Annotated in this window: 18 protein-coding genes; 10 read left to right on the forward strand and 8 right to left on the reverse strand. The window is 34.5% G+C overall.

The genetic code is table 11. The features are described 5' to 3' along the window. Positions 1-784: 784 nt before the first annotated feature. The 3 genes from JGE69_RS01405 to JGE69_RS01415 form a co-directional block, all read right to left on the reverse strand. Positions 785-1,144, reverse strand: coding sequence for a RidA family protein (locus JGE69_RS01405; RefSeq protein ID WP_174725527.1), 360 nt, complete (start codon positions 1,142-1,144; stop codon positions 785-787). A 1-nt stretch (position 1,145) separates the two neighbouring features. After that, positions 1,146-2,387, reverse strand: coding sequence for a D-amino acid dehydrogenase (locus JGE69_RS01410; RefSeq protein ID WP_199111983.1), 1,242 nt, complete (start codon positions 2,385-2,387; stop codon positions 1,146-1,148). A gap of 80 nt (positions 2,388-2,467) precedes the next feature. Further along, on the reverse strand, positions 2,468-3,346 hold the full coding sequence (locus JGE69_RS01415) for a LysR family transcriptional regulator (protein WP_199111985.1): 879 nt from the start codon (positions 3,344-3,346) through the stop codon (positions 2,468-2,470). Positions 3,347-3,461: 115 nt separating this feature from the next. On the opposite strand from JGE69_RS01415, the gene JGE69_RS01420 reads away from it, so the two are divergent. Then, positions 3,462-4,889, forward strand: a complete 1,428-nt coding sequence (locus JGE69_RS01420; protein WP_199111987.1) for a Na+/H+ antiporter NhaC family protein — start codon at positions 3,462-3,464, stop codon at positions 4,887-4,889. Positions 4,890-5,069: 180 nt separating this feature from the next. Here the strand turns inward: JGE69_RS01420 and JGE69_RS01425 are convergent, their stop codons facing one another. After that, positions 5,070-5,885, reverse strand: coding sequence for an alpha/beta fold hydrolase (locus JGE69_RS01425; RefSeq protein WP_199111989.1), 816 nt, complete (start codon positions 5,883-5,885; stop codon positions 5,070-5,072). 479 nt (positions 5,886-6,364) lie between these two features. Here JGE69_RS01425 and JGE69_RS01430 point away from each other — a divergent pair, with 479 nt between their 5' ends. Beyond that, a complete protein-coding gene (locus JGE69_RS01430) occupies positions 6,365-8,113 on the forward strand; it encodes an FAD-dependent oxidoreductase (protein ID WP_199111991.1) in 1,749 nt (582 codons plus the stop codon). 386 nt (positions 8,114-8,499) lie between these two features. Further along, positions 8,500-8,823, forward strand: a complete 324-nt coding sequence (locus JGE69_RS01435) for a hypothetical protein (RefSeq protein WP_081410586.1) — start codon at positions 8,500-8,502, stop codon at positions 8,821-8,823. 11 nt (positions 8,824-8,834) lie between these two features. On the opposite strand, the gene JGE69_RS01440 is transcribed toward JGE69_RS01435, so the two are convergent. From JGE69_RS01440 to JGE69_RS01450, 3 genes are all read right to left on the reverse strand, one after another. Beyond that, positions 8,835-9,935, reverse strand: coding sequence for a M48 family metallopeptidase (locus JGE69_RS01440; protein ID WP_199111993.1), 1,101 nt, complete (start codon positions 9,933-9,935; stop codon positions 8,835-8,837). A gap of 20 nt (positions 9,936-9,955) precedes the next feature. Then, complete coding sequence (locus tag JGE69_RS01445) at positions 9,956-11,044, reverse strand: YjgN family protein (protein ID WP_199111995.1); 1,089 nt, start codon at positions 11,042-11,044, stop codon at positions 9,956-9,958. 186 nt (positions 11,045-11,230) lie between these two features. After that, on the reverse strand, positions 11,231-11,602 hold the full coding sequence (locus tag JGE69_RS01450; RefSeq protein WP_068563288.1) for a hypothetical protein: 372 nt from the start codon (positions 11,600-11,602) through the stop codon (positions 11,231-11,233). An 804-nt stretch (positions 11,603-12,406) separates the two neighbouring features. Between JGE69_RS01450 and JGE69_RS01455 the strand changes: the two genes are divergently transcribed. The 4 genes from JGE69_RS01455 (at position 12,407) to JGE69_RS01470 (ending at position 21,972) form a co-directional block, all read left to right on the forward strand. Continuing rightward, positions 12,407-12,979 carry a TetR/AcrR family transcriptional regulator gene (locus tag JGE69_RS01455; RefSeq protein WP_199111997.1) on the forward strand — a complete coding sequence of 191 codons (573 nt, stop codon included), beginning with the start codon at positions 12,407-12,409 and terminating at the stop codon, positions 12,977-12,979. Between the two features lie 274 nt (positions 12,980-13,253). Next, positions 13,254-16,460, forward strand: coding sequence for a type VI secretion system Vgr family protein (locus tag JGE69_RS01460; RefSeq protein ID WP_199111999.1), 3,207 nt, complete (start codon positions 13,254-13,256; stop codon positions 16,458-16,460). 70 nt (positions 16,461-16,530) lie between these two features. Beyond that, positions 16,531-21,234 (forward strand): RHS repeat-associated core domain-containing protein, encoded by a 4,704-nt coding sequence (locus tag JGE69_RS01465; RefSeq protein ID WP_199112001.1) that lies wholly within the window; start codon positions 16,531-16,533, stop codon positions 21,232-21,234. Positions 21,235-21,246: 12 nt separating this feature from the next. Beyond that, complete coding sequence (locus JGE69_RS01470) at positions 21,247-21,972, forward strand: tetratricopeptide repeat protein (RefSeq protein WP_068563289.1); 726 nt, start codon at positions 21,247-21,249, stop codon at positions 21,970-21,972. 155 nt (positions 21,973-22,127) lie between these two features. Here JGE69_RS01470 and JGE69_RS01475 read toward each other — a convergent pair whose 3' ends face one another. Then, entirely contained in the window at positions 22,128-22,985 is an 858-nt protein-coding gene (locus tag JGE69_RS01475) for a tetratricopeptide repeat protein (protein ID WP_069122597.1), read from the reverse strand. 369 nt (positions 22,986-23,354) lie between these two features. Between JGE69_RS01475 and JGE69_RS01480 the strand changes: the two genes are divergently transcribed. The 3 genes from JGE69_RS01480 (at position 23,355) to JGE69_RS01490 (ending at position 25,142) form a co-directional block, all read left to right on the forward strand. Then, positions 23,355-24,092, forward strand: coding sequence for a tetratricopeptide repeat protein (locus JGE69_RS01480; protein WP_199112003.1), 738 nt, complete (start codon positions 23,355-23,357; stop codon positions 24,090-24,092). Positions 24,093-24,233: 141 nt separating this feature from the next. Next, the gene (locus JGE69_RS01485) at positions 24,234-24,584 is read left to right on the forward strand and encodes a hypothetical protein (protein WP_068563197.1); all 351 of its coding nucleotides are present in this window, start codon (positions 24,234-24,236) and stop codon (positions 24,582-24,584) included. Positions 24,585-24,788: 204 nt separating this feature from the next. Then, entirely contained in the window at positions 24,789-25,142 is a 354-nt protein-coding gene (locus JGE69_RS01490; protein ID WP_063098375.1) for a hypothetical protein, read from the forward strand. The last annotated feature ends 19 nt before the right edge of the window (positions 25,143-25,161 follow it).

Raw genomic sequence — 25,161 nt, forward strand, 5'->3', positions numbered from 1 at the left:
TTTTAAACAATCTAACTAACGTTTGTTAGAAAGTCAATGTGAACTAAATTTTTAGTGAAGAATAGTAGATATTTATGAGTGTTTTTATGGAGTGATCTCAGAGATATTTGAACAAATTGCTAGATTCTATGACTTAAGTTCGTAAAGTTTTTCTTAAATAATAGATTGAAGACTTCCAGAACTTTATACTAACAAAATTAGGTGGAGAGCGTTCTCTGGTTAATCTTAAAAAGTATTGAGATATAGTATTTTAAAATGTTGATATAAATGGCATTCAAGTTCTACTTAAGTGTAATAGGGTATTTTTTTAAGATTGTTTTGGTTCGGGAAAAGTTATATTTAGGTCTACCTAAAATAATAAGAGAATAATTTTTCATCATTGAGTTTTAATTGGTATTAATTAGTTTATATTTATAATATGCTTTTTATTAAATTTTATCTAAAAAATTATTTGAATATATATTGTATTTTCTCATCAAATCATTACAGTAGATATTGTTAAGCTCTAATTTTTACTATTTCAGGCTCAGTGGTTTTCACTAGACCCATTTCAAATTTTTGGAATGGGTTTTTTATTATAAAAATTTTAAAAATGTCTTTTGAAAATTTATTTTGTCTCAGCCTAACTAACTGGTCAGATTAAAATCAATTCGTAAAGTATTTAGTAAGGATGAGGTGATCAGCGTTACCTATAAAGATGTGCAATATCGAGTTGATGATTGGTTATATTTGAACATGAAATTAATAAAACCAGTAGATTTACTGGTTTTACTTTAGGTAAATATTATTTAACACTTGCCGTAACCATTACTTCTACTAATACTTGCGGACGTGCCAAATCTGCTTGAATAGCCGCGCGCGCTGGTGCTGCTCCATCTGGTAACCATGCTTCCCAACATTCATTGAACACTGCAAAATCTTTGGCAATATTTTTAATCCAAATTTGTGCAGTTAAAATACGGCTTTTATCACTACCAGATTGTTCCAGTAAAGCATCAATTTTTGCCAGAACTTCTAAAGTTTGCTGCTTGGCATCAGCATCTAAATTCGTTGGAACTTGACCGGAAACATACACTAAACCGTTATGAAGCACGCAACCTGATAAACGTGCATTCGTATCAATACGTTGAATATCATGACTCATTTTATTTCTCCAGAGATAAACCATCTAATATAATTGGCGAGGTTGCTTGGCTAATTAACTGACTAATGACCATGGCACAACCAGCAGCTAATGTGAAACCTAAACTACCTTGGCCAATATTTGCCCATAAATTCAAATATTTCGTACGACCCAAAATGGGTAAACCTGTAGGGGTGGATGGACGTAAACCACTCCATTCTTGTGCAGTATTTACACCCAATAAATCGGGAAATGTTTTTCGTACCGTATCTTTCAATGCATTTATTCGCTCTTTTCGAATGTAGATATCTTGATAGCCAATATCGACCATTGCGGCAATACGAAGCTGATTCCCCAATTTTGCATATACAATTTTATTTGCATAATCGGTTACGCTCATATTGGGTACAACGTTGGCTTTTTCTGGGAATGGTAGAGTTAGGCTATATCCTTTTAATGGATAAACTGGGACTGAAATACCTACCATATTAAAAAGTGCAGTACTGCCATTGCCTGCAGCAACGACAAATTCATCTGCTTTTATACGTTCTTGATTTGTTTCAATCGCAGTAACTCTATTATTTTCTACAAAAAAATCTGTCACTTCATGTGCATATAAACATTTGAAGTTACTACTCTTTTCTAGTGCTTTATACAATGCTAAACAAAATTTGTAGCAATCTGCTGTTTCATCATCAGGTGTATAAATTGAACCCACTAATGTAGATTCAATACCTTTTAATGCAGGTTCAAGTTGAACTGTTTCTTTAGATGACAGCACTTTTTGTACAGTTGGATCAATCCCTGTTGCTGCTTTTTTAAAAGCTTTTTCATCACGATGAATAATCATTTTTCCTGATTTTACCCAGTCAAAATCATCAATTTCATCACGCCATTTAGACATAATACTTTGACTATATAGGGATAACCGTAAAATATGATTGCCGTTCACAATATTGTCTTTACGATTACATGCCATGAGGAATTGGAATAACCAAGACCATTGAAGAGGTGAAAAATTCAATTTAAAGTTTAAAGGCGAATGGGCTTTTCCTAACCATTGCAGCGCCTGAAATGGAACGCCTGCATCCGCTAAAGGTGCAACATAGCGATAACTGAGTTGACCACCATTTGCAAAACTTGTCTGGCAACCAATCTGGTCTTTTTCTTCAACTATTGTAACTTTATGACCTGCTTGAATAAGTGCATAGGCCGTACTTAAACCAATGACTCCACCACCAATGACAACGACATGCTTTTTCATTCTTCCATGCTATATTTGCAACACACATTTGTATTAAAGAAGAAGAAAAAGGGTTAAACAAATGAGTTTTTACATAGTGCTCATAACTTTTGGTTAATTGATGGCGTCATCGAAGCAATTTCTCTTTTAATCAATTCAATAAAATCTTCAGTCGCTTTGGTCGTACTTACATTGGCATTTTTTAAAATATAAATTGTGGTATATAAACTTGGTTTTATTTCATGAATCATATGATTTGGTAAGGAGTGTGCAGCAGTATAAATATCGGTAATGCTACACCCTAAACCTTCGCGTACCAGTTCACTCGCCATATAGTAAGTTTGTACATTCACAATACTTTTATTAAATGTTCTGTACTTTTTTACGACTTGCAGGAGGGAATCTGAGTAGGGTTGAATCCACCTGTTTTCATCAATTAAATGAATATCTTGATTTGAATCAATAGGCTGAGAATCAATATAAACCAGAGGAATTTCTAGAACAGGTGTGGCAATAATGCCATGCTGAGTATGGGGCTGGAACGTCACCGCAATATCAATTTCACGTCTTAATAATTTTTGCTCTAATGCTTGAGTATGATCTGTGCCAATATTGACAAAAACATCAGGGTATTTTTTTAGAAATTTTGCAGTTAATTTGGGAATGAGGCTCAAACCTAAACTGGGTAAACATCCGAGTGTGATTTGACCTTGAGTATTTCTTGCCAAATTATCCGTCAACTTATTTAATTCATTCATTTTTTCATAAATTGGCTTAATTTCATCATATAAAATATAGGCTTCTTTCGTGGGTTGTAATTTCCCTTTGACCCGTTTAAATAGAGCAAAACCAAGGCGTTGCTCTGCATGTTTTAGTAATTTACTGGCTGCTGGCTGTGAAATGCATAACGATGACGCTGCTTCTGTGAGTGAACCAAAAAGCATGACTAAATAGAATATTTCTAGGTGTCGAAGATTCATAAATGAGCACATAACTATTAGTTATAGGTAATCTATTAGAATTCATTATTTAATGTCAATGAACCCTTGTAAATTGGTGTGAAATTCAATGCCCAATGATCAAGGAGTGATACATATGTCAGTTGAGCAATCTTCTATAACAATACCAAATATAAGGACACCTAAAAATATTGCCCTTATCACCATTATTATTCTTAGCTTTGCTTTAGCATTTTATGCAAAAGGCCTACCAGTAGAGGAGGTCGGTTTAATTGGGTTATTGCCCATTTTTGCCTTGGCGCTCTTAACTGTTATTGGTCTCGATATTGTTCTGGCAGTTATTATTGCTATTGTCATTAGTGTGATCATGACATCCACCAGCGTATTTGAATTGGGTGGAATTCTTGCAAAGTCTACGGGCTCATTTATTGCGACTGTAGGTCTTATTATTATGTTAGGTGCTGGGGTTGGTGAAGTTGCTAACCGAACAGGTGCAGCGAAAGAATTGGTCAAATTTATTGTCAATAAAGTTGGGCTTTCAAGTATTCCTCGCGTCAAACTTGGCATCATGATTTCATCAGTTGTTATTTGTGGTTCATTGGGAACTATGGCAGGTGGTAATGCCATTATTGTTGCTGTCATTATTCCCATTGCTGCAGCAGTTGGTTTAACACCGCCTACAGTTGCATTACTTTTGATGACAGCAGGTTCGGTCGGTCTCTTTATAGGACCTTTTACACCAAGTACAGTGACTATTTTAGAGTTGGGAGGCTTGACCTACCCGCAATATTTGAGCACTTGTGCCATACCTATGAGTGTTGTCACACTTCTGACGGGGTGGTTCATGTCTGGCTATATCCAAAAGTGGACTTTTGGAAGATATACCTATAATGAAAATTTCTTAGAACCTTCTGAAAAAATAGAAAGTGCCTCTGAAGTGAAAAGAAGTAAACGTGCAGCGATTGTATTTATTGGCACAATTATCGTGATGGCAATTCTTGGAATTATTTTTAAAGCAGGCTTTAGTTTTGCAATTATTGTGATGCTTACTGTTGCCACATTAACTGGGTTAGTGGCGGGGTTTAGTCCTAAACAAATTTTGGAAGCACTCTATGAGGGATGCGGTAAATTAGTATGGATGTTTATTCTTTACTGGTTATACAATCCAATTTTAGTTCTTGTTGAAAAACTTAATGCTTATCAAACACTGTTAGATAATGCGACACCGTATTTGGTCGACTTAAGTCCTGCGATGCTGTGTTTTGGTATTTTTTTATTTAATATTGTGGGGCATATTCCAGGAGCAGCTGTTGCACAAATGACTTTTACCAATAAAATTTTTGGACCAATTTTACTGGCAAATGGTGTTCCACCTGTTGCGGTTACAGCAGTTTTATTATCAAGCTCCCAAGTAGACTGGTTTGGTCCTTTCCCATCTTCTGATATGTTTGGTCAAATGGGTTTAGCACGTTCAAGTCAACTGAAATATATGCTATATGGTGGTTGGGCCATAGTGATCGCAAATATTCTACTCTTTGCAGTATTGTTTCAGATTTTGAATTAGCCCCTACAAATTAAAGCTATTTCTTATTTAAATGAATTTTAAAAGTCTTTTAAACTAGAAAGTTTAAGGGGCTTTATTTTTTCGACGATAACAAATGCACCTAACATTGTAGGAGTTGAAAATTCATTCTATTCGTTTTTAACAAGACGAGAACCTTTTGCAGTCCAATCTAATCAATTTTTAAATATTATAATTTCTGATATTTTTTAAGAGGTAATGATCTTTATCTTTCTCAATTATGAAATTAAAGTTAGCTTTTCGCATGGAAATTTTTTTTAAGGATTGGACTATCTCATAGGGAATAGGGGAGTACTTTGTAATACCATTCATTTCATAAAACCCTTTCGACTTTCCATTATCTGTTTTTATACCATCTAACTCTCCATAAACTATTGTGATTTCTCTTTTATATTCCATTAAAAAAAGCCAAATTGATGATGAGTAAAAGCTATAAGGTTTGGAAATTTCATCCTTAAATTCATTTCCATATATTTTTTTGACTGCTTGATCTGAATATATCGCTGGGCATAATAGAATCAATCGATCAATTTGAAATTTTTTAGCTAAATTAATTGCAATATAACCGCCTAAACTATATCCAATGACAATATCCACTTTTTTTAGAAGGCTGTAAAAAACCATACTTTCATTTATGTTCTGAGATAAAGATGATTTCGTTTCACTCGTATTATTTAAGCCACTTAAATTGAATGAAAGTGTTCCAATATTTTTACTTATAAGTAGATTTTCCAAAGGACTTAAAGAACTTAAATCAGAATTGCCGCCATGTATCAGTAAAGCAATTTTCTGTGGAAAACCATCACAATAATTGAATTTAGCTTCTAATTCATAAGTACCAAAGTCATGTAGAAAGAAGAAAGAATTTTCATTTTCAATAGGATCATTTTTTAGCTTATGTATTGGAAAATTTGTTAGATTAGAAATCGTATTGGAAAAATATCTATCTACAATCGATATCACATCTTGCTTTTCCATAATTCATAATTCCTATTGATGGTGTTAATAATATTCGTTTGTATAAAGTACAATTTAAATAATGATTACTTCATAATTTTATTTTAAAAGTATAGCTCATATGATTTTAATAAATAAAAAAACTGCTTAAAAATTAGAGATTGAACTAGAGGCCTAGGTCTATCTAAAAGATATATTCTGTATGGATTTGCCAATGCTACCAATAAAATCTAAATGTTATATTATTTTAGACTCTAGATCATTTGGTTTCTAAATTTTCCTTTATTTATTAGAATCTTGAACTGTGAAGATATATCAATTTTTATTAAAAATCTGTTTTATAACTTTTATAGACTTATTTAATACTTAATGTTGTGAAGTTTTTACCTACATGATCTAAAAGAGTTTTTAGAAGCAATATTATATCAAAAATAGTTATTTTCGTTAAGTTTATGCAATAGCGATTTAGCTACCAAGAATATGTAAGTAATAGGATAAAAATGTTAGAAACTGATGTTTTAATTGTTGGAAGTGGTCCAGCTGGTTCTTCTGCTGCACTTATGTTAAGTAATTATGGAATCAGAAATATCATAATAACTAAATATAGATGGCTAGCAAACAGCCCTCGTGCCCATTATATCAGTCAAAGAACTATGGAAATTGTTCGAGACTTGGGGATCTCAGATGAAGTAATCGCAAAAGCAGCACCAAAAGAAGTTATGGGAGATGTTGTTTATTGCACATCTTTAACGGGTGATGAAATTGGACGTTTTCCTTATGGAATGAATAATCCAGAAAGAATATCTGAGTATGCTAAAGCGAGTCCCTGTGAACAGTGCGATCTTCCTCAACATCTATTTGAACCTATTTTGCTTTCAAATGCTGCATCACGAGGTAGCCATCCAAGATTTGATACGGAATACTTATCTCATGTACAAGATGAGAATGGTGTAACAGTCACTGTTTTAGATAGATTAACTAAACAAACATACTTAATTCGTTGTAAGTATTTAATCGGAGCTGATGGTGCAAGCAGCCAAGTCGTAAAAGATTTAGATTTGCCTATGGCAGGTAAAATGGGGAAAAGTGGGAGTATCAGTATTATTTTTAAAGCCGATTTAACAAAATACGTTTCACATCGGCCTGGTTACCTGTGGTGGATTATACAACCTGGAGCAAACATTGGTGGGATTGGCCTAGGGTTGTTGCGTATGGTCAGACCTTGGAATGAATGGCAGATTGTTTGGGGATATGACATTGAAAAAGAAGAACCATCTCTTACCGATGATGAGGCAATTGCAATTTGCAAGCAGCTTATTGGCGATAACGACATTGAAATAAGCATAAGTAGTAAGTCGTTATGGACAGTAAATGAAATGTATGCAGAGCAATACTCAAAAGGTCGAGTTTTCTGTATTGGCGATGCTGTCCATCGTCATCCACCTTCGAATGGATTAGGTTCAAACTCATCTATACAAGACGCTTATAACTTATGTTGGAAATTAGCATTTGTATTAAATGGCAAAGCGGGTAGTGGTTTATTAGATAGTTTTAATGATGAAAGAGCACCTGTTGGTGAGCGAATTGTTAAACGAGCAAATCAAAGTGTTAGAGAGTTCTCTACAATCTTTTCTGCTTTAGAGTTAGATGGAAAGTACAGTACAGAGACGATGCAAGGAAGTATAAATGTCTTAAGCGAAGGTAATGAAAAAGGTGCTGTTAAACGCCGTGATTTAAGATCTGCAATTGAATATAAAGCTTATGAATTTGCTGCTTTAGGCGTAGAAACTAACATACGTTATCATTCATCTGCAATTGTTAGAGCAGAATATCATATTGAAAATAAAATAGATTCTAGTAGAGATGAAGATCTTCATTATTATCCTTCATTTACCTCTGGCCATAAACTCCCTCATGTATGGCTAGTCAAAAATCATAAAAAAATATCAACCTTAGACTTAATCGGAAATGGAAAGTTTACGCTGTTCTGTTGGTTACAAGGTGACAAATGGAAGTGGGTTGTAGACAAACTTAATAACCAGCTCAACTTGGATATTAACGTTATACAGGTAGGTCCAAAAAGAGACGTTGAAGACTCTTATGGAGAACTTTCTCGCTCTTGGGGTAATGATGAAAATGCTTGCATAATGATCAGGCCAGACGGCTATATTGCTTGGCAAAGCAACAAAATTGAATCGGCGGACAATGAATTACACAAAGCCATGTCATCAATACTTAGTTTGAATTAGGATTTCACCGCTTCCGCCAAATTCGAAAAGCCCCTGTTAAAAGCAGGGGCTTTTTTTTATATCTATTATTTTACCCCTCATTCTACCCCACATAAAAATTTGGATTGAGTTAGACAGATTTTGATTTCAGTTTAATTTTATATTGTGTAGTTAATGCACCATCATAATGGTCAATATCTTGTAATTGTTTGATGAATTCTTTCGAGTCAACTATTGCTGCTATATGTATAATTATAGGCGGAATAGCTCCTTATAATACTAATCCCTTTGCATCACTAACTTGCAAAGTAAAATCGCCTGATATGTACCAAATTTAAATTAAGAGATATGGATAATTCATGAATTTAATAAATCACAGTAGTAAGTTCTTTTTTGCAATTTTTCTTATGATGAATCTTTCAAATACATATGCCGCACAAATACAGGCTGTAGGTGTTGAAGTACAGGAGAGTGCTGGAGACGCAATGGAAGCTGCTGGAGCAGAAGCTGTAGAAGTTGGTGGGCAAGAGGCTATATGTCGTGCTGATGAGGCGTGTGATGTTGCATCTGCTGTTTCTGAGGATGAAATGTACGGTGGTATTCAACAGGAATATGTCGTAAAAGGCTGCAAGGTAACAATCTACAATGATGGGCCTGTGAAAATGGTCAATATAAAGACGGATCAACCATGTGATGCTCCACTTCCTAAAGACCATAAATTTTCTAGATAGACTCTGTGAGCCTATAAATTATTTTGTGCGCCTTTCTGTTTTTTCTCAAAATCATGAACCATTCGAATACGCTCTTCGGTTGCAGGATGAGAGGATAAAGTATCAAGAACAGCTGTAGATAGTTTATTAGCTGAAGATTCTTCTTGAGAAGTTGCTGGGTTGGCCTGATTCTTTTTATCGATACCTTCTTCTGTTGTATCGCTTAAACGTTGTAAGAAATTTGCAAAGTGCGAGACTTCGATATGCTTCCTATCCATCAACTGTAAAGCATATAGATCGGCTTCGGATTCAAATTTACGTGAGTAATTTGCACCAATCATAGCAGCAGGTAAGGACGTAAATAAGTCTGAATTATCTCCTGTCATTGCAATATATAATATACTTAGGCCTAAACTCGTTAACCCTTGTTGCAAACTATGGCGATAAACCAAATGGCCTTGTTCATGGGCTAATACGCCTAAGATTTCCTGATTCGTATGTGCCAATTTGATCAGTTCATCTGTGATAATAATCGTATTATTGGGTAGCGCTACAGCATTAGCCCCTAATTGATCGCCTTTACGGAAGACTAATTTGGCTGGTTTGTTTTCAGCAACAGTATTCAAATATTGTTTAGTAATTTGATCTTTTTGAGTTTGTGTTAATTGGCTGGGTGCAGTCCAATTATTTAATACATAATTCTCTGCTTCATCACCTAGTTTCTTTAAAGTATTCTCAGGCAATTGAAAAGCAAGATAATGGGATGTGGCTGGAACACCCCATTTGACTAGACTGATCGCAAAAGTAATCACAAAAATTACACTAAAAAGAATAAGACCCGGAGAGCGTTCAAATTTCCAGATCGAATGTTGAACCTTTTTAGTTGTGTAATTAAACCATTCAGGTAATGCACTATGAAATTCAATTCGTGCATCATCAGATAATTCAATTACTGGGTGTAACTGTCCCAGCGCACCAATCAATTTCATATCAGTATATTGATAATGACGCTGAAGTTCTAATTGCTCACCATACCGAATTAGAACTTCAGATTCAGATTGAGCTGAAATCTGAGCAGGGTATGGTTTAGACACTAGGCCATCATAGAAAGTGATATCTACTGCTTGGGACATAAATTATTAAACTCAGATTATTATAAAGAGATGTCGATATCAAAAATATCACTGATTTCTTCAGCTAAAGCACTTTGCTCTTGTTGGGCTAGATTCATCATTTGATCTGGATCATCTAATAAAATTAAACTCATCGATTCAATCTGGTATTTATGAATACGAACTGCAGCCCAAGCAGACATTAAACCTATGGATAAGATTTTTACAATCCAGTTTGATGCTACAATCCATGCAAAACGCCATTGATTACAGTCTGTTTTAAATTGACTGTTTCCAACTGTAGTATTGTTCCATGTCGTAATAAAAATACGTGCAGCGATTAATGGATAAATAAATAATCCAATAAATGCATATACCGTAAATATTCCGAAGAATATAGCGTTTGGTGAGAACCCAGAAATTGTTCCTGCCATAGCAAAGTAAATGATTGAAAAAATAGCAATTATACCAATTGCAATAAAAACTGGTATATAAACTGCAGCCATATATGCAGACCATTTCGCGTTTAATTTAAAATTTAATTGTCCAGCATATAAGTTGTTAAGATAATATTTTTTATATAGCCAAATAGCTACAGGTGTAAAGATTCCTAAAGTGAAAATATATACCAATATACTCAAAAGAAAGACTTTATAAGATTCTTTTGTCGTTCCACCAAAATAAAAACGTGCGTTGCCGAACTTACTATTTCTTGCCGTAAAACGTAAAGTAGCGCGAATTAGCCAAGGTACTGCTGCATATAGCGCAACTAGTCCAACCACAGTCGCAATCATTGAATACTGTGATGAAATTGCAAAAACGACGTAAATTCCTAATGCAATTAAACGTCCAATCAAAATCTTGGTTGGAATCCCTGTAAAATCAAAGCGGCGTTCAAAAAATTCTGTATTACCATAGAAATAGCGTAAGCGACGAACTTTAGCCCAAGGCGCATATAAGCTTAAGGTAATAATAGTCAAAAGAATATTAACGATCCAGATTCCAAAATATTCTGAGGCATTCCCATGAAATTTAAAATGATGAATTCCTGAATGTGAAATTGGTGGAGTTGTAATATTTTGATCCTCATTTACATCTTGAGGAAGAGAGGTTAAAGCTTGGTCTTGCATTTTATTCTCTTTATTGAAAATATATGATCTTGATTGAATGTAATAGATAATTAAAAAACTATTGAGAATATTATATATTTTTTATAAATTGAAATAAATAGAATGAAAAGCAAACAGCAATACCACTCGTGTCCTTCTGTAGCGAAACGGGAGAAAATCACCTTTTATTTTATATAAAGCTTCTTATTATTTTAGTTGAGAATAATATTGTTTTCTCCAATCAAGATAGTTTAAATCTAAATAATCTTCATTCCCCAACTTTATGGAATAGTATGATCGCAAGGCTATTTCAAAAGCGCCTTCATGGTGTAAAAGCTCTGCAACTTGCTGCATAGTCAATCTATGTAATAAATTATGATAAAACTTATTCACTATTTTATCTGAATTTTCTTTATCTTCTTTAAATATTGAACTTAACTGAGATGATATAACATCTAGTAAGTGAGGAATATCACATTCAATAATAAAATCACTTTCTAATCTCTTTTCTAGTGTTTCTTCTGCAATTGAGTGGATTATCAGTTTCGATATTATTTCGGAAGATTGTGAAAGAATCATTATTTCTCCTTTTTCTTCCAAATTTTCAAGTATTTTACTTACCTTATTTATATAGTCTTGATGAGTGTTCGTTAGCATTAAATTTTTAGTCTTATAGATTGTTATTAATATTATAAAATTTTCAATAATTAATATAGTACCCCTTATACGAAATACGGGCACAAACCCAAATCAATAAACCTATAAATCGCTAAATTATTGTGACTTTATAAACCCCACTTTAACAATAACTCATTCATTATTTATCCTTACTTTTTAATGATCTAATTTAAAACAAATGTCATTTTGTGTGCTTGACTGTAAGAGAGTTGAATACTATTCTTCGCATGCTGGCCACATTGCCAGCCGGTTGTCGCAGACCGGGAAAACAAAGTCGATATGCAAAATTCTTATTTTGTGTGTCGGGAACTCGTTCGCCCCCTTTTTCTCTACGGTAGGGCGGAAGGGGGACACCTTCGGGTGTGCTGGTTCCTTTGTTTCCAGTCTGCGAACCCCCTTTCGTTCTGCCACCATAATTTTAATGATTTGGCAGAACTCCCAATAAAAAAGGAGTTGGCTTTGCACATTCATTATTTCTTGGCAGCCTTTGTCAAAGTCTATATCGACACAACTTAAAAATTTAAAGCAGCTTGAACGTCATAAGGTTTTCAGGCTTTAAGTCATTTTTACTTAAAACTTAGCAACTACAAAACTTGAGATGTGCCAAGCACCGTCTTACGGCTTTGCTGTGCCTTTTTTTCTCCCAGAAAGGGCACAGGCTTTTTATCTCATTTAGACATAACAAGAATTTATAACGGTAAAACGATGCCAACTTTAGAAATATCTTCCAAAAAATTACAGGTGGTTCAAACCGCTATCCAACTTTTTACCACGCATGGATTTCATAATGCAGGCGTAGACCTGATTATCAAAAAATCCAAAATTCAAAAAGCGACGTTTTATAACTACTTTCACTCGAAAGAACGACTTGTTGAAATGTGCTTAATCTTTCAAAAAAGCCGACTCAAAGAAGAAGTTCTGGCAATTGTCTACTCACACCGCTACCCAACCGCAGCCGATAAACTCAAAGAAATTATTCGCTTACATGTCGATATAAATAGCCTTTACCATCTTTTGTTTAAAGCTATTTTTGAATTAAAACTGCTTTATCCTCGAGCTTACCGCATGGCGATTGAATATAGAAAATGGCTACTTAAAGAACTTTTTGATTTGATATTTAGTCTAGAAAGTCGTGGCTTAAAAGCTGATGCAAACATGATTTTATTTATGATTGATGGCGCAATCATCCAACTTTTAGATCCTAATAAAGCTAGTGAAAGGGAGAAGTTGTTGGATTATTTTTTAAATGCTTTGGAACGAAGTTTGGTGACTGTATGAATAAGAGTATAAAAAGTATATTAGTTATATTAATAATATATTCTATATCAATAATTATATTATCTAAATTTTATTAATTTGTGCTTAAGCTATTGTAATTGTAGTGAATTGTTTTTACTTTTTATGGGGTGGCATTTTATAAGATATTGATTTTTAATTTTATTACATACATTCTAGGAAGTTATTATTTGTAAAAGGGTAGATTTGAAAATAGACAAATCTGTCTATTTTTTATAAAATATAGTAGTTTATAACTCAGATTTATAAAAAAGTGATGTTTAATAATATCTTTCAAATTTTAGAGAATTTTGGTTTTCTCTCAAAACATCGTTCGGTATACCTTCAATTTTCAGATGCATCCCTGAATAGCCAAGTTTTTTTACAACGTATAGATGGGCAACATTATCTTAATCAGGGCATAACTGCAGATTTGATTTGTTTATCAACCAATGCTCACCTTCCACTTAAAAAATTTATAGGTGTACAGGTTGCTGTTGATCAGGTGACAGATCAAGGACAATTATTTCGTACTACAGGTATTATTACTGGAGCATCACAGGGGCAAAGTGATGGTGCTCTAACTTTATATAAGCTCACAATAAGTGATTCAACTTATCTTTGGCATAAACGCAGAAATAGCCGTGTGTTTATGAACAAGAGTGTGAAAGAAATTAGTGAAATTCTTTTTCAAGACTGGCAAGGGAAAAGCCCATTATTTGCTGCTAGCCTTACACTAGATTTGAGTGGGTTAAAACAGCAATATGATACTCGTCCTTTCGTTATGCAGTTGAACGAAACTGACTATGACTTTCTAACTCGTTTATGGCGAAGTGAAGGTATTAATTGGCTGATTGATGAAGCGGAACTGATCGTACCGAATAATACAGATCATATTCAGGCACAAAAATTACGTCTCATTGATGATAATAACCAATTTCAAGCGCTGACAAGAAGAACGGTTCGCTACCATCGAAGTCATGCAACTGAACAGTTTGATAGCATGACTAGCCTAATCGCTGGTCGTAGTTTACAGCCGACTTCTGTGTATGTGCAGCGTTGGCAGTCAGATACATTACAACAAACAGATGGGGCTGGCAATGTACAAAGTAAACATCAACATAGCAGTAATTATGACAATCAGAGTTTAAGTCTTGAAGATGCTTGGCATTTTAGCCCAGCATGGATGCAAGATTTGAAAGGTGAAGATGGTGCAACACCAGCAAGTGGTCAGCAGCTAGAAAAGTTCAATCAAAACTTAAGTGCTTATCATGATGCTCAATCTAAGCAGTTTGTTGCTCAAACTACTGTACGGGATACACAAGTCGGCTATTGGTTTGAACTTAATGAGCATCCGGAAATTGATCTACATAGTGGAGCAGACAAAGAGTTCTTAATTATTGGTAAGAGTTACTACAACCAGAACAATTTACCCAAAGATTTAAATCAGCAAATTCAAGCTTTGGTTCAACAAAGCGATTGGCCGTTGGGTAATACAGAAGAACGTCAGGGTAATGAACTGATTTTACAACGCCGCAATATTAAAATTGTGCCTGAATATCAACCATTACAAAATCGGCCTAAAGCTTCTCCTCAACGTGCGCGTGTAGTTGGTCCAGCGGGTGAAGAGATTTATGTTGATCAATGGGGACGTATTAAAGTTCGTTTCTTGTTTACAAGAAGTGATGACCATAACCACGATGGTGGAGCGGGAAGTAATGACAATGACACTGATTCAGCTTGGATCGATGTTTTAAGCCCTTGGGCTGGAAAGGGGTATGGTGTACGTTTCTTACCACGTGTTGGAGAAATCGTTGCTATTAATTTCTTTGATGGTAATGTCGATCGCCCATTTGTAGTTGGACGCATTCACGAGGCTGAACGTCATCCAACCCGATTTGACCAGAAAGGACAGTTACCCGATACCAAAAAACTAAGTGGGATTCGTTCAGAAGAGGTGGGTGGAAAAGGCTTTAACCAGTTACGACTTGATGATACGACTGGGCAAATTAGTGCACAGTTACAAAGTAGCCATGCTGTTAGTCAGTTAAACCTTGGTAATTTGAGCCATCCGAAAGGAAGTGCGACAAGTGAAGGTCGTGGTGAGGGGTTTGAACTCAGAACGGATCAATGGGGAGCTATTCGAGCTGGTAGTGGTTTACTCATTACTACTCATAAACAGGATCAAGCCCAAGGTGTGCATCTTGATGCAAATAATGCCGAACAACAAATAGAGGGTAGCCTCAACAATGCCAAAGCACTTAGTGAAGTTGCTAAAAATCAGCAAACCGATCCACTAGAAGTGCTTGAAAATCTAAAAACTTTTTTAGAACAAATTGAACAGCAAGATAAAGATAAAGCAGCTGTATTTAAGCAAGCTATTATGGTGTTAAGTGCACCAAATAGCGTGGCTATAGCCAGTAACGAAGATATACATTTAAGTGCAGATGGCCAATTAAGCCAAAGTGCTGGAGATAGTATTAATTTAAGCACTCAAAAAAACATAATTGCACACGCACAAAATAAGATCAGTCTTTTTGCAGCCCAACAGGGAGCTAGGCTCTATGCGGGTAAAGGGAAAGTTGAGATACAAGCCCAAGCTGACGGAGCAGACTTAATTGCACGTAAAGGCGTTCAGATTATTTCTACAGAAGATCGAATTGAAATTACTGCCTCTAAAGAAGTTGTAATCACATCTGGTGGTTCCCAAATTAAGATCAATAGTTCGGGAATTTTCCCCGTCACAGGCGGGAAGTTTGAGGTGAAAGCTGGGCAGCATTTATTTACTTCTGGAGCAAGTGTGAGTGCAAATACTCCACAGTTACCTAAAGCTAAATCAATGCAAGGAGCTTTGGAGTTATTGCGGAGTTATGGTGGAGAAAATTTCTTCAAGCAAAATAGCTATAAAGTTATTGATTCATTAGGTAAGCAAATCACAGGCAAACTCGATGGAAATGGTTTCGCACAAGTAACAGGTATTGCGCCTGGACCGGCTAAAGTAGTTTTTGAGAAAGATAATACAAGTGCATGGCTACAAAGCAGTGATTTTAATCGTAAATACACTTGGGCTGAGCCAGTCAAAAGTGTTCAAGGTTTAATGAAAAATACCCTAGGAGCAGTGGGGCAAAATGCTATGTCTCAGTTGCAAAATAATCTTTTTTCAGCTGATAAAAATAGTTTCAAAAACTTTGGCAAGAATACTTTAGATAATTTAGTTGGACAAACAGTAGGTCAGATTAAAAATCAGGTAACCAATACTGCCCTCAATACTGTTTCAAAACAACTTAATCACAATTTATCTGCCGATCAAATGAAAAGTCTTGGTCAAATGGCGTTAAACCCAAGCCAGTCTCTTGAAATGCTTAAAGAGCAGAGTGAAGGTTTTCTCAGTAATCAAATGGCTGCAAAATTATCTAAGTCCATAAATCAAGATTCACCTATTCAGCAGAGTGCTGTAGATACTTTTGTGCAGTCAAAAAAGTAGATTAGATGAATAGAGCGATTCAACATAGAAAAACATTGCTGTAATTGAATGAGTTAAAGGTTTTATATTGATGGCTAAAGAGAATACACAACAGAAAGAAATTAAAAAACAACCTGCTGTTGAACTTGCTGTTTTTAACTTAAATAGCGTTACGGATGTAGCGGACTTGCAAATGATTGCAAGTCAGGTTCAGCGTTATTTACAAGTGTGTGGAAACACGACACTAGAACAAATAAAAAGTAAGGCCAATATAACCACGGTTGCTAATATCTTTGCATTAACGGGTAGTGTATTAGACCTAATGCTCTATGCTACAGATAAGAAAACTGGTGATGTTGCTGTACAACGTGGGGCATTACTTGCGGCAAATTTAATAGGCTTATTTTCAGAACCAAGTAATGAAGCTCATGCGCGCATGGCTTTACGTCCGATGTTTGGTTTAATGGCACAGCGCTTATATCGAGAAAATGGAAAAATTACAGAAACTGATATTAAGCGGTTAGGTTTACATCTCAATGCGATGATCGCTGGAGATTTAGAGAACTTTTTAAAAGAGACTCAAGCGAAGTTAAGCACTCTACTTGCCAGTGCTACGGCGTTGGGTGTAACTATATTACAAAGCATGGCGACCCCAGCAACAGGTATAAATGTAGGAATAACTATTGCGGCAGGTGCAAGTGCAGAGAAACGAGATCCAAAACTCAAATTTACAAATTGGGCCATTCCACTCATTGATTTGTTAGGGAAGCCTACCCAGGCAAATTTAACCCCTAAAATACAACCAACTATAACAAGTCTTTTGCAACAAGAAGCAACTCAAGCTATTGTGGCTTTAAGTCAAACTTTACAACAGCAAGCGAATACAAGCCAAAAATATACGTTGGCATGGCTATTACAAGAAACACTGAAAGCCATACAGGCATTAGAAAATAAAGGTAATGCAAATGTGCCAATCAACCAGACGGGCGAGTATGAACGGCATACGAAAGGAGACACTTTAGAGTTTGTAAGTTTACAGGCAGATGCTTTAAATGCTCCGCCATGTGAAGGTGCTGATTCACAATCTGGAAAAAGTATTAGCTATTCAATTGGTGCTGAACGGGTTCAACATGCAGACTTCTATTTACCAAAAATAGGTTTTTCTTTTATACGGCAATATAACTCACAAATGGATGAGTTTGATCAAAGTATGATGGGTGCACGTTGGATGATGCCATTTTCCAATATGATTCAGCATAATGCTCAAGGCTATCTATTTATTGATAGTAAAGGGCGAAAGCATCAACTGCCAGCTTCCATTATATTTGAAACTTATGAAGTACCGTATGAAGGAATAATAGTACAACCTCTTAAAAGTGGAGATTTGGTTCTAAACTTTGGGGGAGACTGGTCTTTTCAATTTCATCAGTTTTCAGTTGGACAGCCTTATCAATTGATTCAACAATTCAATGAAAAAACACAAGAAAAGATTGATTTAAGTTACCTTATTTTTGAAAAGGTTGCTTATCTTCAATATGTTGATTTTCAATTAGAGCATGCCAAACACCAATTAAAATTTGCTTTTAATGAGCAAGTTAAAATTATGGCGGTGTTTTTAGATGATAAAGCCGAACCATTAGCACGTTATGAATACGATACCCAAGGGAACTTAATTAAAGCTATTGATCAGAATGGCCATATAAGAACTTATGAATATAATCACTTTCATCAACTAACGCGCTATACAGACCGTACAGGGCGTGGACAAAATATTCGCTATGAATCAACTGAAGCCAAAGCTAAAGCAATAGAAGAATGGGCTGATGATGGCAGTTTCCATACCAAACTAAAATGGCATCCCCGCTTACGCCAAGTGGCGGTTTATGATGCTTATGATGTTCCAACTTACTATTACTTTGACCTCAATGGGTTTACTTACCGCACACGTTTAGCAGATGGACGTGAATCATGGTACAGCCGTGATGGGCAAAAGCGGATTACTCGTCAAATTGATTTTGAAGGGCGAGAGACTCAACAAGAATATAATGATCAAGATCAACTTGTTAAAATTGTCCAGCCAAACGGCGGAGTAATTCGTTTTGCATATGATGAACAGGGCAATTTAGTTGAAATTAAAGATCCAGAGGGCAGTATTTGGAAACGCGAATATGATAAAAATGGTAACCTTAGTAAAGAAATCAATCCATTAGGGCATATCACACAGTACAAATATAACAATAATAATCAATTGGTTGAAGTCATTAATGCAAAAGGTAGTGCTAAGAAAATTCAATACAATGAATTGGGGCAGATGATTTCATATACCGATTGCTCAGGTAAGAGTAGTACATGGGAATATGATGAAGATGGTGCACTGACAGCTGAACAAACTGCAAATAATAAAGTTGTACAGTATTTTTACAGCGATAAAGGCCGAGATAAAGGGCAGCTACAAAGCATTATCTATCCTGATGGGTTAAAAGAATACTTTGAACATGATGAAGAAGGACGCTTACTTAAGCACATAGATACTAAAGGTTTAGTAACGGAATATAAGTACAATCAAGTTGGCTTATTAGAGCAACGTATTGATGCCAATCGACATAGCGTAACTTATCAATGGGACAAACAAGGTCGCATTCAAAAGCTAATTAACCAGAATCAAGCGGAATACTTGTTTGGATACAATCCGTATGGATATTTGATACGTGAACAGGCCTTTGATGGAGAGGAAAAGCACTATAGTTATAATGAGAACGGAAGATTATTTCAAATCCGTCAACCAAATATACTGACCCAATTTGAATATTATGCAGATGGACAAATTGCTTCTAAAAGCTTTACCCATTTACATACAGGGCAGAAACAAACAGAACAATTTGACTATAACCTGAATAGCCAACTGAGCCGAGCCAGTAATGAGGTTAGCCAAATTGATTTCTATCGCAATGCACTTGGACAGTTGGTTAGAGAGCACCAGCATTATAAAATTCCAGAACTAAAACCACTCACAGCAGTATTACATTATGAATATGATGAGCTTGGAAATTTAATTAAAACAATTCGACCTGATGGACAAACATTGAACCATCTTGTTTATGGTTCAGGGCACATTTATGCGATTGGTTTAAATAACCAAGAAGTTGCTTCATTTCAGCGTGATGAGTTGCATAGAGAAACAACACGACTACTGGCAAATGGACTCATTCAAACCAAACAATATAATGATATCGGGTTATTGAATTCACAGCTCATTCAACCTGAGCAAGAAACTCAAGACTATTTACAATATCAAGCACATAGATACTATCAATACGATCAAAACTATTTGCTTAGTCAAGTCGAAGATAGCCGTCTGGGTAAGCTCAATTATCAATATGATTCAATTGGGCGTTTAATTGCAGCTCAAAGTTTACATAAAACAGAAAGTTTTAATTTTGACCCAGCAGGTAACTTAATTGACACTGACTCGGTACTAAGTCCAGCACAAATTAAAAATAACCTTATTAAAAGTTATAAAGGTAAACACTACCAATATGACGCTCAAGGTAATGTGACAGAGATTACTCAAGCAGGCAAAAACCTTAAACTGACTTGGGACAATCAAAACAGACTTATTCGAAGCGATAATAATGGTCTAGTTACAGAATATGGTTACGATGTATTTGGTCGTCGACTCTACAAAAAAACAGCCAGAGAATTAACTTTATTTGGTTGGGATGGAGATTTAATGATATGGGAGTCTTTTAAATCTGCACAGACCAATTATACAAAGCACTATATTTATGAACCTGATAGCTTTGTTCCACTATTACAAGCAGGTTATAAGGATTTTATTCAACTCATAGAAACTCCTGATTATCAGGAATATCAAACAAAACCTTATTCTATTTATAAAGACCCAATATGGAATAGTAATACTCGGAAAAAGCGTACTGATTTAGAGCAGATTACATTCTACCATTGTGATCAGGTAGGAACACCACAAACCATGACTAATACCCGAGGAGAATGTGTTTGGGAAATTCTCCACGACACGTGGGGAACGGCATCGGAAATTACAACGGTAAACCAAGATAATCCATTTGAACAAAATAATTTACGCTTTCAAGGACAATATTACGATCTGGAAACAGAACTGCACTATAACCGTTATCGTTATTATGAGCCTCATAGTGCAAGATATGTGAGTAAAGACCCGATTGGTTTAAGTGGCGGAATTAATACCTCTGCTTATGTAAGTGATCCAACTCAATGGATAGATCCGCGGGGGCTTGCATCGAATTCGATTGGTTCATATGGAAGTGTAAAATCAGCATCAGATACATATGAAAAGTATGCAACAAGTAAAAGTTTAAAAGATGTAGCCGAAAGATATGCGGCTGGGAAAACAGCTAATGCAAGTATTGTGGCAGGTGTGGGGATTGGTGGTTCTGTAGAATATAAAGGAAATGGTGTAACTAGGTCGACTTTAGAAAGAAGTATAGGCTTATATGGAGAAGCAAGTATCACCGAACCAGTCGATGGGTTTGCATTTGGTGAACGCAAAGATGGTAAGTATGTAGAAGCATGCGCTGGTGTTGTTAAATATAAGGCTTGTGGTGGTTCTAATACAGACAAGATCAATCTATATGGTAGATTAGAAAAACCACAAGGTATTTCTAAAGGATTGAAAATTTCTCAGGGCCAACAAACAACAGTTGACCATAAGTTACCGAAACTCCCACGAATCCCAGATGCCCCATCCAAAATGGGTTATCATCCACTTGATTTTCCAAACCAAGGCATGTTTTAAATGAGAGATAATATGAAAATTTTCTTGTCAATATTTATATTTAGTACATTAACTTTGGTAGGATGTGATTCATCTAATATAAAAGTTAAAAGTTCTAATAGTGAGTTAAGTAAATATCAAAAAGACGCAGAAAATGGTGATCCTGTTGCCCAATACAATATGGGGGTAGTATATCAACAAGGTTTAAATGGTGAGAAAGTAGATTTAGATAAGGCCGTTTATTGGTTTGAAAAAGCAGCTAAGCAAGGTGAAGAAGATGCTAAATATAATTTGGGTGTAATTTACATTAGTGATAATTCAAAATATAAGAATGTTAAAAAAGCAATTGAAATTTTTTCAGAAGGGATGGAAAAAAATGATGCTGAATCTATTAATCAATTAGGAGTTATATATAAAGATGGTATTGATACTGCTGTAGATTATACAAAAGCATTATCTTTATTTAAGCAAGCAGCTAATTTAGGATCGAATAGTGCAGAGTTTAATCTAGGGATAATGTATTTTAAGGGGCAAGGTGTTAAACAAGATTTTATTGAAGCTAGGAAATGGTTTGAAAGAGCATATCAAACAGGTGAAAATATTGATGCAGCTTATACCCTTGCTGGAATGTATTATGAAGGGAGAGGAGGGAGTAAAGATATTGAAAAAGCACTAAATTTATATCAGTTTGCAGCTGATCACGGAGATCAAGAAGCTGCTAAAAATATAGAAATTATAAAAAAAGAATGTGGGTGTTAAGAAAATGAGATGATCTGAGTGAGGATAAATAATATCTAAGCTCAGGATGAACTATAAAATAATATTTTAATTTTAGTATGGATTGGTTTTTATATATTAACTACTTAGTAAGATAAGAATTATACTTTTAGGTTAATTTTATATTTAAATAGATATTAATTTAACTTGAATAATTCTTGAGCTGCATATGAGTTTCCTGCTTCAGCAGACTTTTCAAACCAAGTACGGGCTAAGGATAAGTTCTTATCCACTCCTAGTCCGTCTTTATATATTTTCCCGAGATGATATTGTGCATTGCTTTCGCCTTGATTTGCAGCTGCCAAAAACCATTTTTGTGCTTGAGAATAATCTTGTCTTATACCATCTCCGAGTAAGTGCATAAGCCCTAAATTATATTGGGCATCAATATCTCCTTGGATGGCAGCTTTCAAATACCATTGAGAAGCTTCTAACTTGTTTTGAGTTACTCCTCTACCATATAAAAACATGGTGGCAAGATTTGTTTGAGCATCTGAATCACCTGCATTCGCAGCATCTAAGTAGTATTTAATAGCCTTTTGATAGTCCTGCTTAATACCTAAACCTTTACTGTAGAAATTTCCAAGTTCGTTTAAGGATGGTATATCACCTTGTACTGCGGCTTTCTCATACCAATATTTTGCTTTGATATAATCTGGTTTAATATGCTCATTTCCCATGTATAATAAACCTAAATTATATTGAGCATTAACATAACCCTGATTTGCAGATAAAGTGTACCATTCAATAGCTTTTAGAATATCGGGTTGAATGTCTTTATATCCTTCTGCATACATTACACCTAAATTGTACTGTGCTTCCGGATCTCCCTTTTCAGCTTTTGATCGGATATCATTTACATTAATATTATTTATATTATTCTGATTAGAGTGCTGTTGTTCATTATTGTCATTAGCTTGATTGACATATTTTGCACAACCTGAACTTAATATACTTAAAAGACAAACAGTTAGAAAATTTTTTTTTGATAACATCTTTTATCTCGGATAGATTAATGGGTGTTAATTTACTATATAAGAATTCTACTTGCTCAATTTGCAACGTAAAATAACATAAACGGAAAAACAACGTATCAAAAAGAAGGATTTTCATAGATCAATTTTAAGAAAAGATATATGCGTGTATCTATAGAAAATTATAATCAATCTAATTACTGATTTTAATAATAAGAATAGTTTTATGATCATGTACATACTACTAAAGATTGAGAATATAATTTCAAAGCTTCACAAAACTAACAGTCAACTGTTGATCATAAATTACCGCCAGCTCCAAGAATTCTTCATGCTCCATCCCAAATAGGCTATCATCCACTTGATTTTCCAAATCAAGGCATGTTTTAAATGAGAGATAATATGAAATTTTTCTTATCAATATTTATATTTAGTACATTAACTTTGGTAGGATGTGATTCATCTAATATAAAAGTTAAAAGTTCTAATAGTGAGTTAAGTAAATATCAAAAAGACGCAGAAAATGGTGATCCTATTGCCCAATACAATATGGGGGTAGTATATCAACAGGGTTTAAGTGGTGAGAAAGTAGATTTGGACAAGGCTGTTTATTGGTTTGAGAAAGCTGCCGAACAGGATGAAAAGGAAGCCAAAGCTAATTTGGGTATAATTTATTATACAGAGGGGACTAAATATACTAATATCCCTAAGGCTTTAGATACTTTTTCTGAGCTTTCGAAAAAAGATAATAGAGTAGCTCTTAATTTTTTAGGAAAAATGTATAAGGATGGAGTTGGTGTAAAACAGGATAATAATAAGGCTTTTAATCTTTTTAATAGAGCTTCTATTTTGGGTGACTTAAGTGCAAATTTTAATTTAGGTAATATGTATTTTAATGGCGAAGGGACCCCTTTAGATTATGAAAAGGCTGCCTATTGGTATAATAAAGCAGTTATAAAAGGAAAAGATGGAGATGCGGCTAAAATACTTGCTGGAATGTACTACGAAGGAAGAGGTGTAGAAAAAAATATTAATAAATCAATTGAATTACTTCAGATTGCTGCTGATCAAGGAGATCAAGAGTCGGCCCAAAATATAGAAATTATAAAAAGAGAGTGTGATTGTTAATAAAGAATATATTAAATTGGTCTGAACTAAGATAAATAATATCTAAGATTAGGAAAGAATATAGTTAATAATTTAAAAAATATAGTATTCTAATTGTTTAATTAACTTAATTTTAAATTATTATTGGTTTTAGAGATTCTAATGAAAATTATCGCTATTTTATCAATATTATTAATACTTGCAGGTTGTGGTAAAAAATATACGATTACTCCTGATAGTTTGCCAATAGCTCACGTTAATCAAGAATATAAGCAAACTATAGAAATATCAGGGGGTAAAGTTGTCGATCAATATGCTGAATTAAATACGAATATTCCAAAAGACTTTGGGATAACTGTTCAACCAGATAATGATTCAAATGGCTATAATATTTTAGTTGTGAAGGGGACTCCAAAATATAGTGGAGAATATCTCATAACGATAAGAGCTGATTTCTTTGGTGGTGGTGGTGCTGAAATCAAAAAAACCTATACTCTTAAAGTTGAGAAATAAATATTTTAAATTTTAAGAAGTTCCAAAATTAACTTAGTACTCTTCCCAAAAAAAATAGTCTATTATTTATAGGCTATTTTTATTTGTAATTTTTATCAATGCAAATTTAACAATAAATTTTAATATTTGAAAGCTTGCTTAGTCGCGGTAGTTAATTACGAAAAAAGTATTTTTTGCTTCAATTGTTAAAAAGGAAAAATTCTAATGAAAATTAAACTTATTGCTATTTTCTCAATATTATTGATACTTACAGGTTGTGGTAAGAAATATACGATTACACCTGATGAGTTACCCGTTGCTCATGTCAATCAGAAATATTATCAAGTGATTCATATTTCAGGTGGTAAAGTCGTTGATACAGATCAGCCATTGAACACAAATATTCCTGAAGATTTAGGAATAACAGTTCAACCTGCTAATGATCGAGATGGTTATAATATTATTGAGGTCAAGGGAACCCCAAAGTATAAAGGTACATTTACAATTCATATTTGGGCTGGTTTTTATGCAGGGGGTAATAATGAGATCAATAAAACTTATAATTTTACAGTTCAATAAAAGAGATTTAACCTGTAAT

This window comes from Acinetobacter sp. C13, from assembly GCF_016809775.1.
Taxonomy (GTDB): domain Bacteria; phylum Pseudomonadota; class Gammaproteobacteria; order Pseudomonadales; family Moraxellaceae; genus Acinetobacter; species Acinetobacter pittii.

What these genes read in the sequence shown, in the direction of transcription:
- JGE69_RS01405 (WP_174725527.1), bottom strand. Translation starts at nt 1,144, where the DNA reads ATGAGTCATGATATTCAACGTATTGATACGAATGCACGTTTATCAGGT.
- JGE69_RS01410 (WP_199111983.1), bottom strand. Translation starts at nt 2,387, where the DNA reads ATGAAAAAGCATGTCGTTGTCATTGGTGGTGGAGTCATTGGTTTAAGT.
- JGE69_RS01415 (WP_199111985.1), bottom strand. Translation starts at nt 3,346, where the DNA reads ATGAATCTTCGACACCTAGAAATATTCTATTTAGTCATGCTTTTTGGT.
- JGE69_RS01420 (WP_199111987.1), top strand. Translation starts at nt 3,462, where the DNA reads ATGTCAGTTGAGCAATCTTCTATAACAATACCAAATATAAGGACACCT.
- JGE69_RS01425 (WP_199111989.1), bottom strand. Translation starts at nt 5,885, where the DNA reads ATGGAAAAGCAAGATGTGATATCGATTGTAGATAGATATTTTTCCAAT.
- JGE69_RS01430 (WP_199111991.1), top strand. Translation starts at nt 6,365, where the DNA reads ATGTTAGAAACTGATGTTTTAATTGTTGGAAGTGGTCCAGCTGGTTCT.
- JGE69_RS01435 (WP_081410586.1), top strand. Translation starts at nt 8,500, where the DNA reads ATGATGAATCTTTCAAATACATATGCCGCACAAATACAGGCTGTAGGT.
- JGE69_RS01440 (WP_199111993.1), bottom strand. Translation starts at nt 9,935, where the DNA reads ATGTCCCAAGCAGTAGATATCACTTTCTATGATGGCCTAGTGTCTAAA.
- JGE69_RS01445 (WP_199111995.1), bottom strand. Translation starts at nt 11,044, where the DNA reads ATGCAAGACCAAGCTTTAACCTCTCTTCCTCAAGATGTAAATGAGGAT.
- JGE69_RS01450 (WP_068563288.1), bottom strand. Translation starts at nt 11,602, where the DNA reads ATGATTCTTTCACAATCTTCCGAAATAATATCGAAACTGATAATCCAC.
- JGE69_RS01455 (WP_199111997.1), top strand. Translation starts at nt 12,407, where the DNA reads ATGCCAACTTTAGAAATATCTTCCAAAAAATTACAGGTGGTTCAAACC.
- JGE69_RS01460 (WP_199111999.1), top strand. Translation starts at nt 13,254, where the DNA reads ATGTTTAATAATATCTTTCAAATTTTAGAGAATTTTGGTTTTCTCTCA.
- JGE69_RS01465 (WP_199112001.1), top strand. Translation starts at nt 16,531, where the DNA reads ATGGCTAAAGAGAATACACAACAGAAAGAAATTAAAAAACAACCTGCT.
- JGE69_RS01470 (WP_068563289.1), top strand. Translation starts at nt 21,247, where the DNA reads ATGAAAATTTTCTTGTCAATATTTATATTTAGTACATTAACTTTGGTA.
- JGE69_RS01475 (WP_069122597.1), bottom strand. Translation starts at nt 22,985, where the DNA reads ATGTTATCAAAAAAAAATTTTCTAACTGTTTGTCTTTTAAGTATATTA.
- JGE69_RS01480 (WP_199112003.1), top strand. Translation starts at nt 23,355, where the DNA reads ATGAGAGATAATATGAAATTTTTCTTATCAATATTTATATTTAGTACA.
- JGE69_RS01485 (WP_068563197.1), top strand. Translation starts at nt 24,234, where the DNA reads ATGAAAATTATCGCTATTTTATCAATATTATTAATACTTGCAGGTTGT.
- JGE69_RS01490 (WP_063098375.1), top strand. Translation starts at nt 24,789, where the DNA reads ATGAAAATTAAACTTATTGCTATTTTCTCAATATTATTGATACTTACA.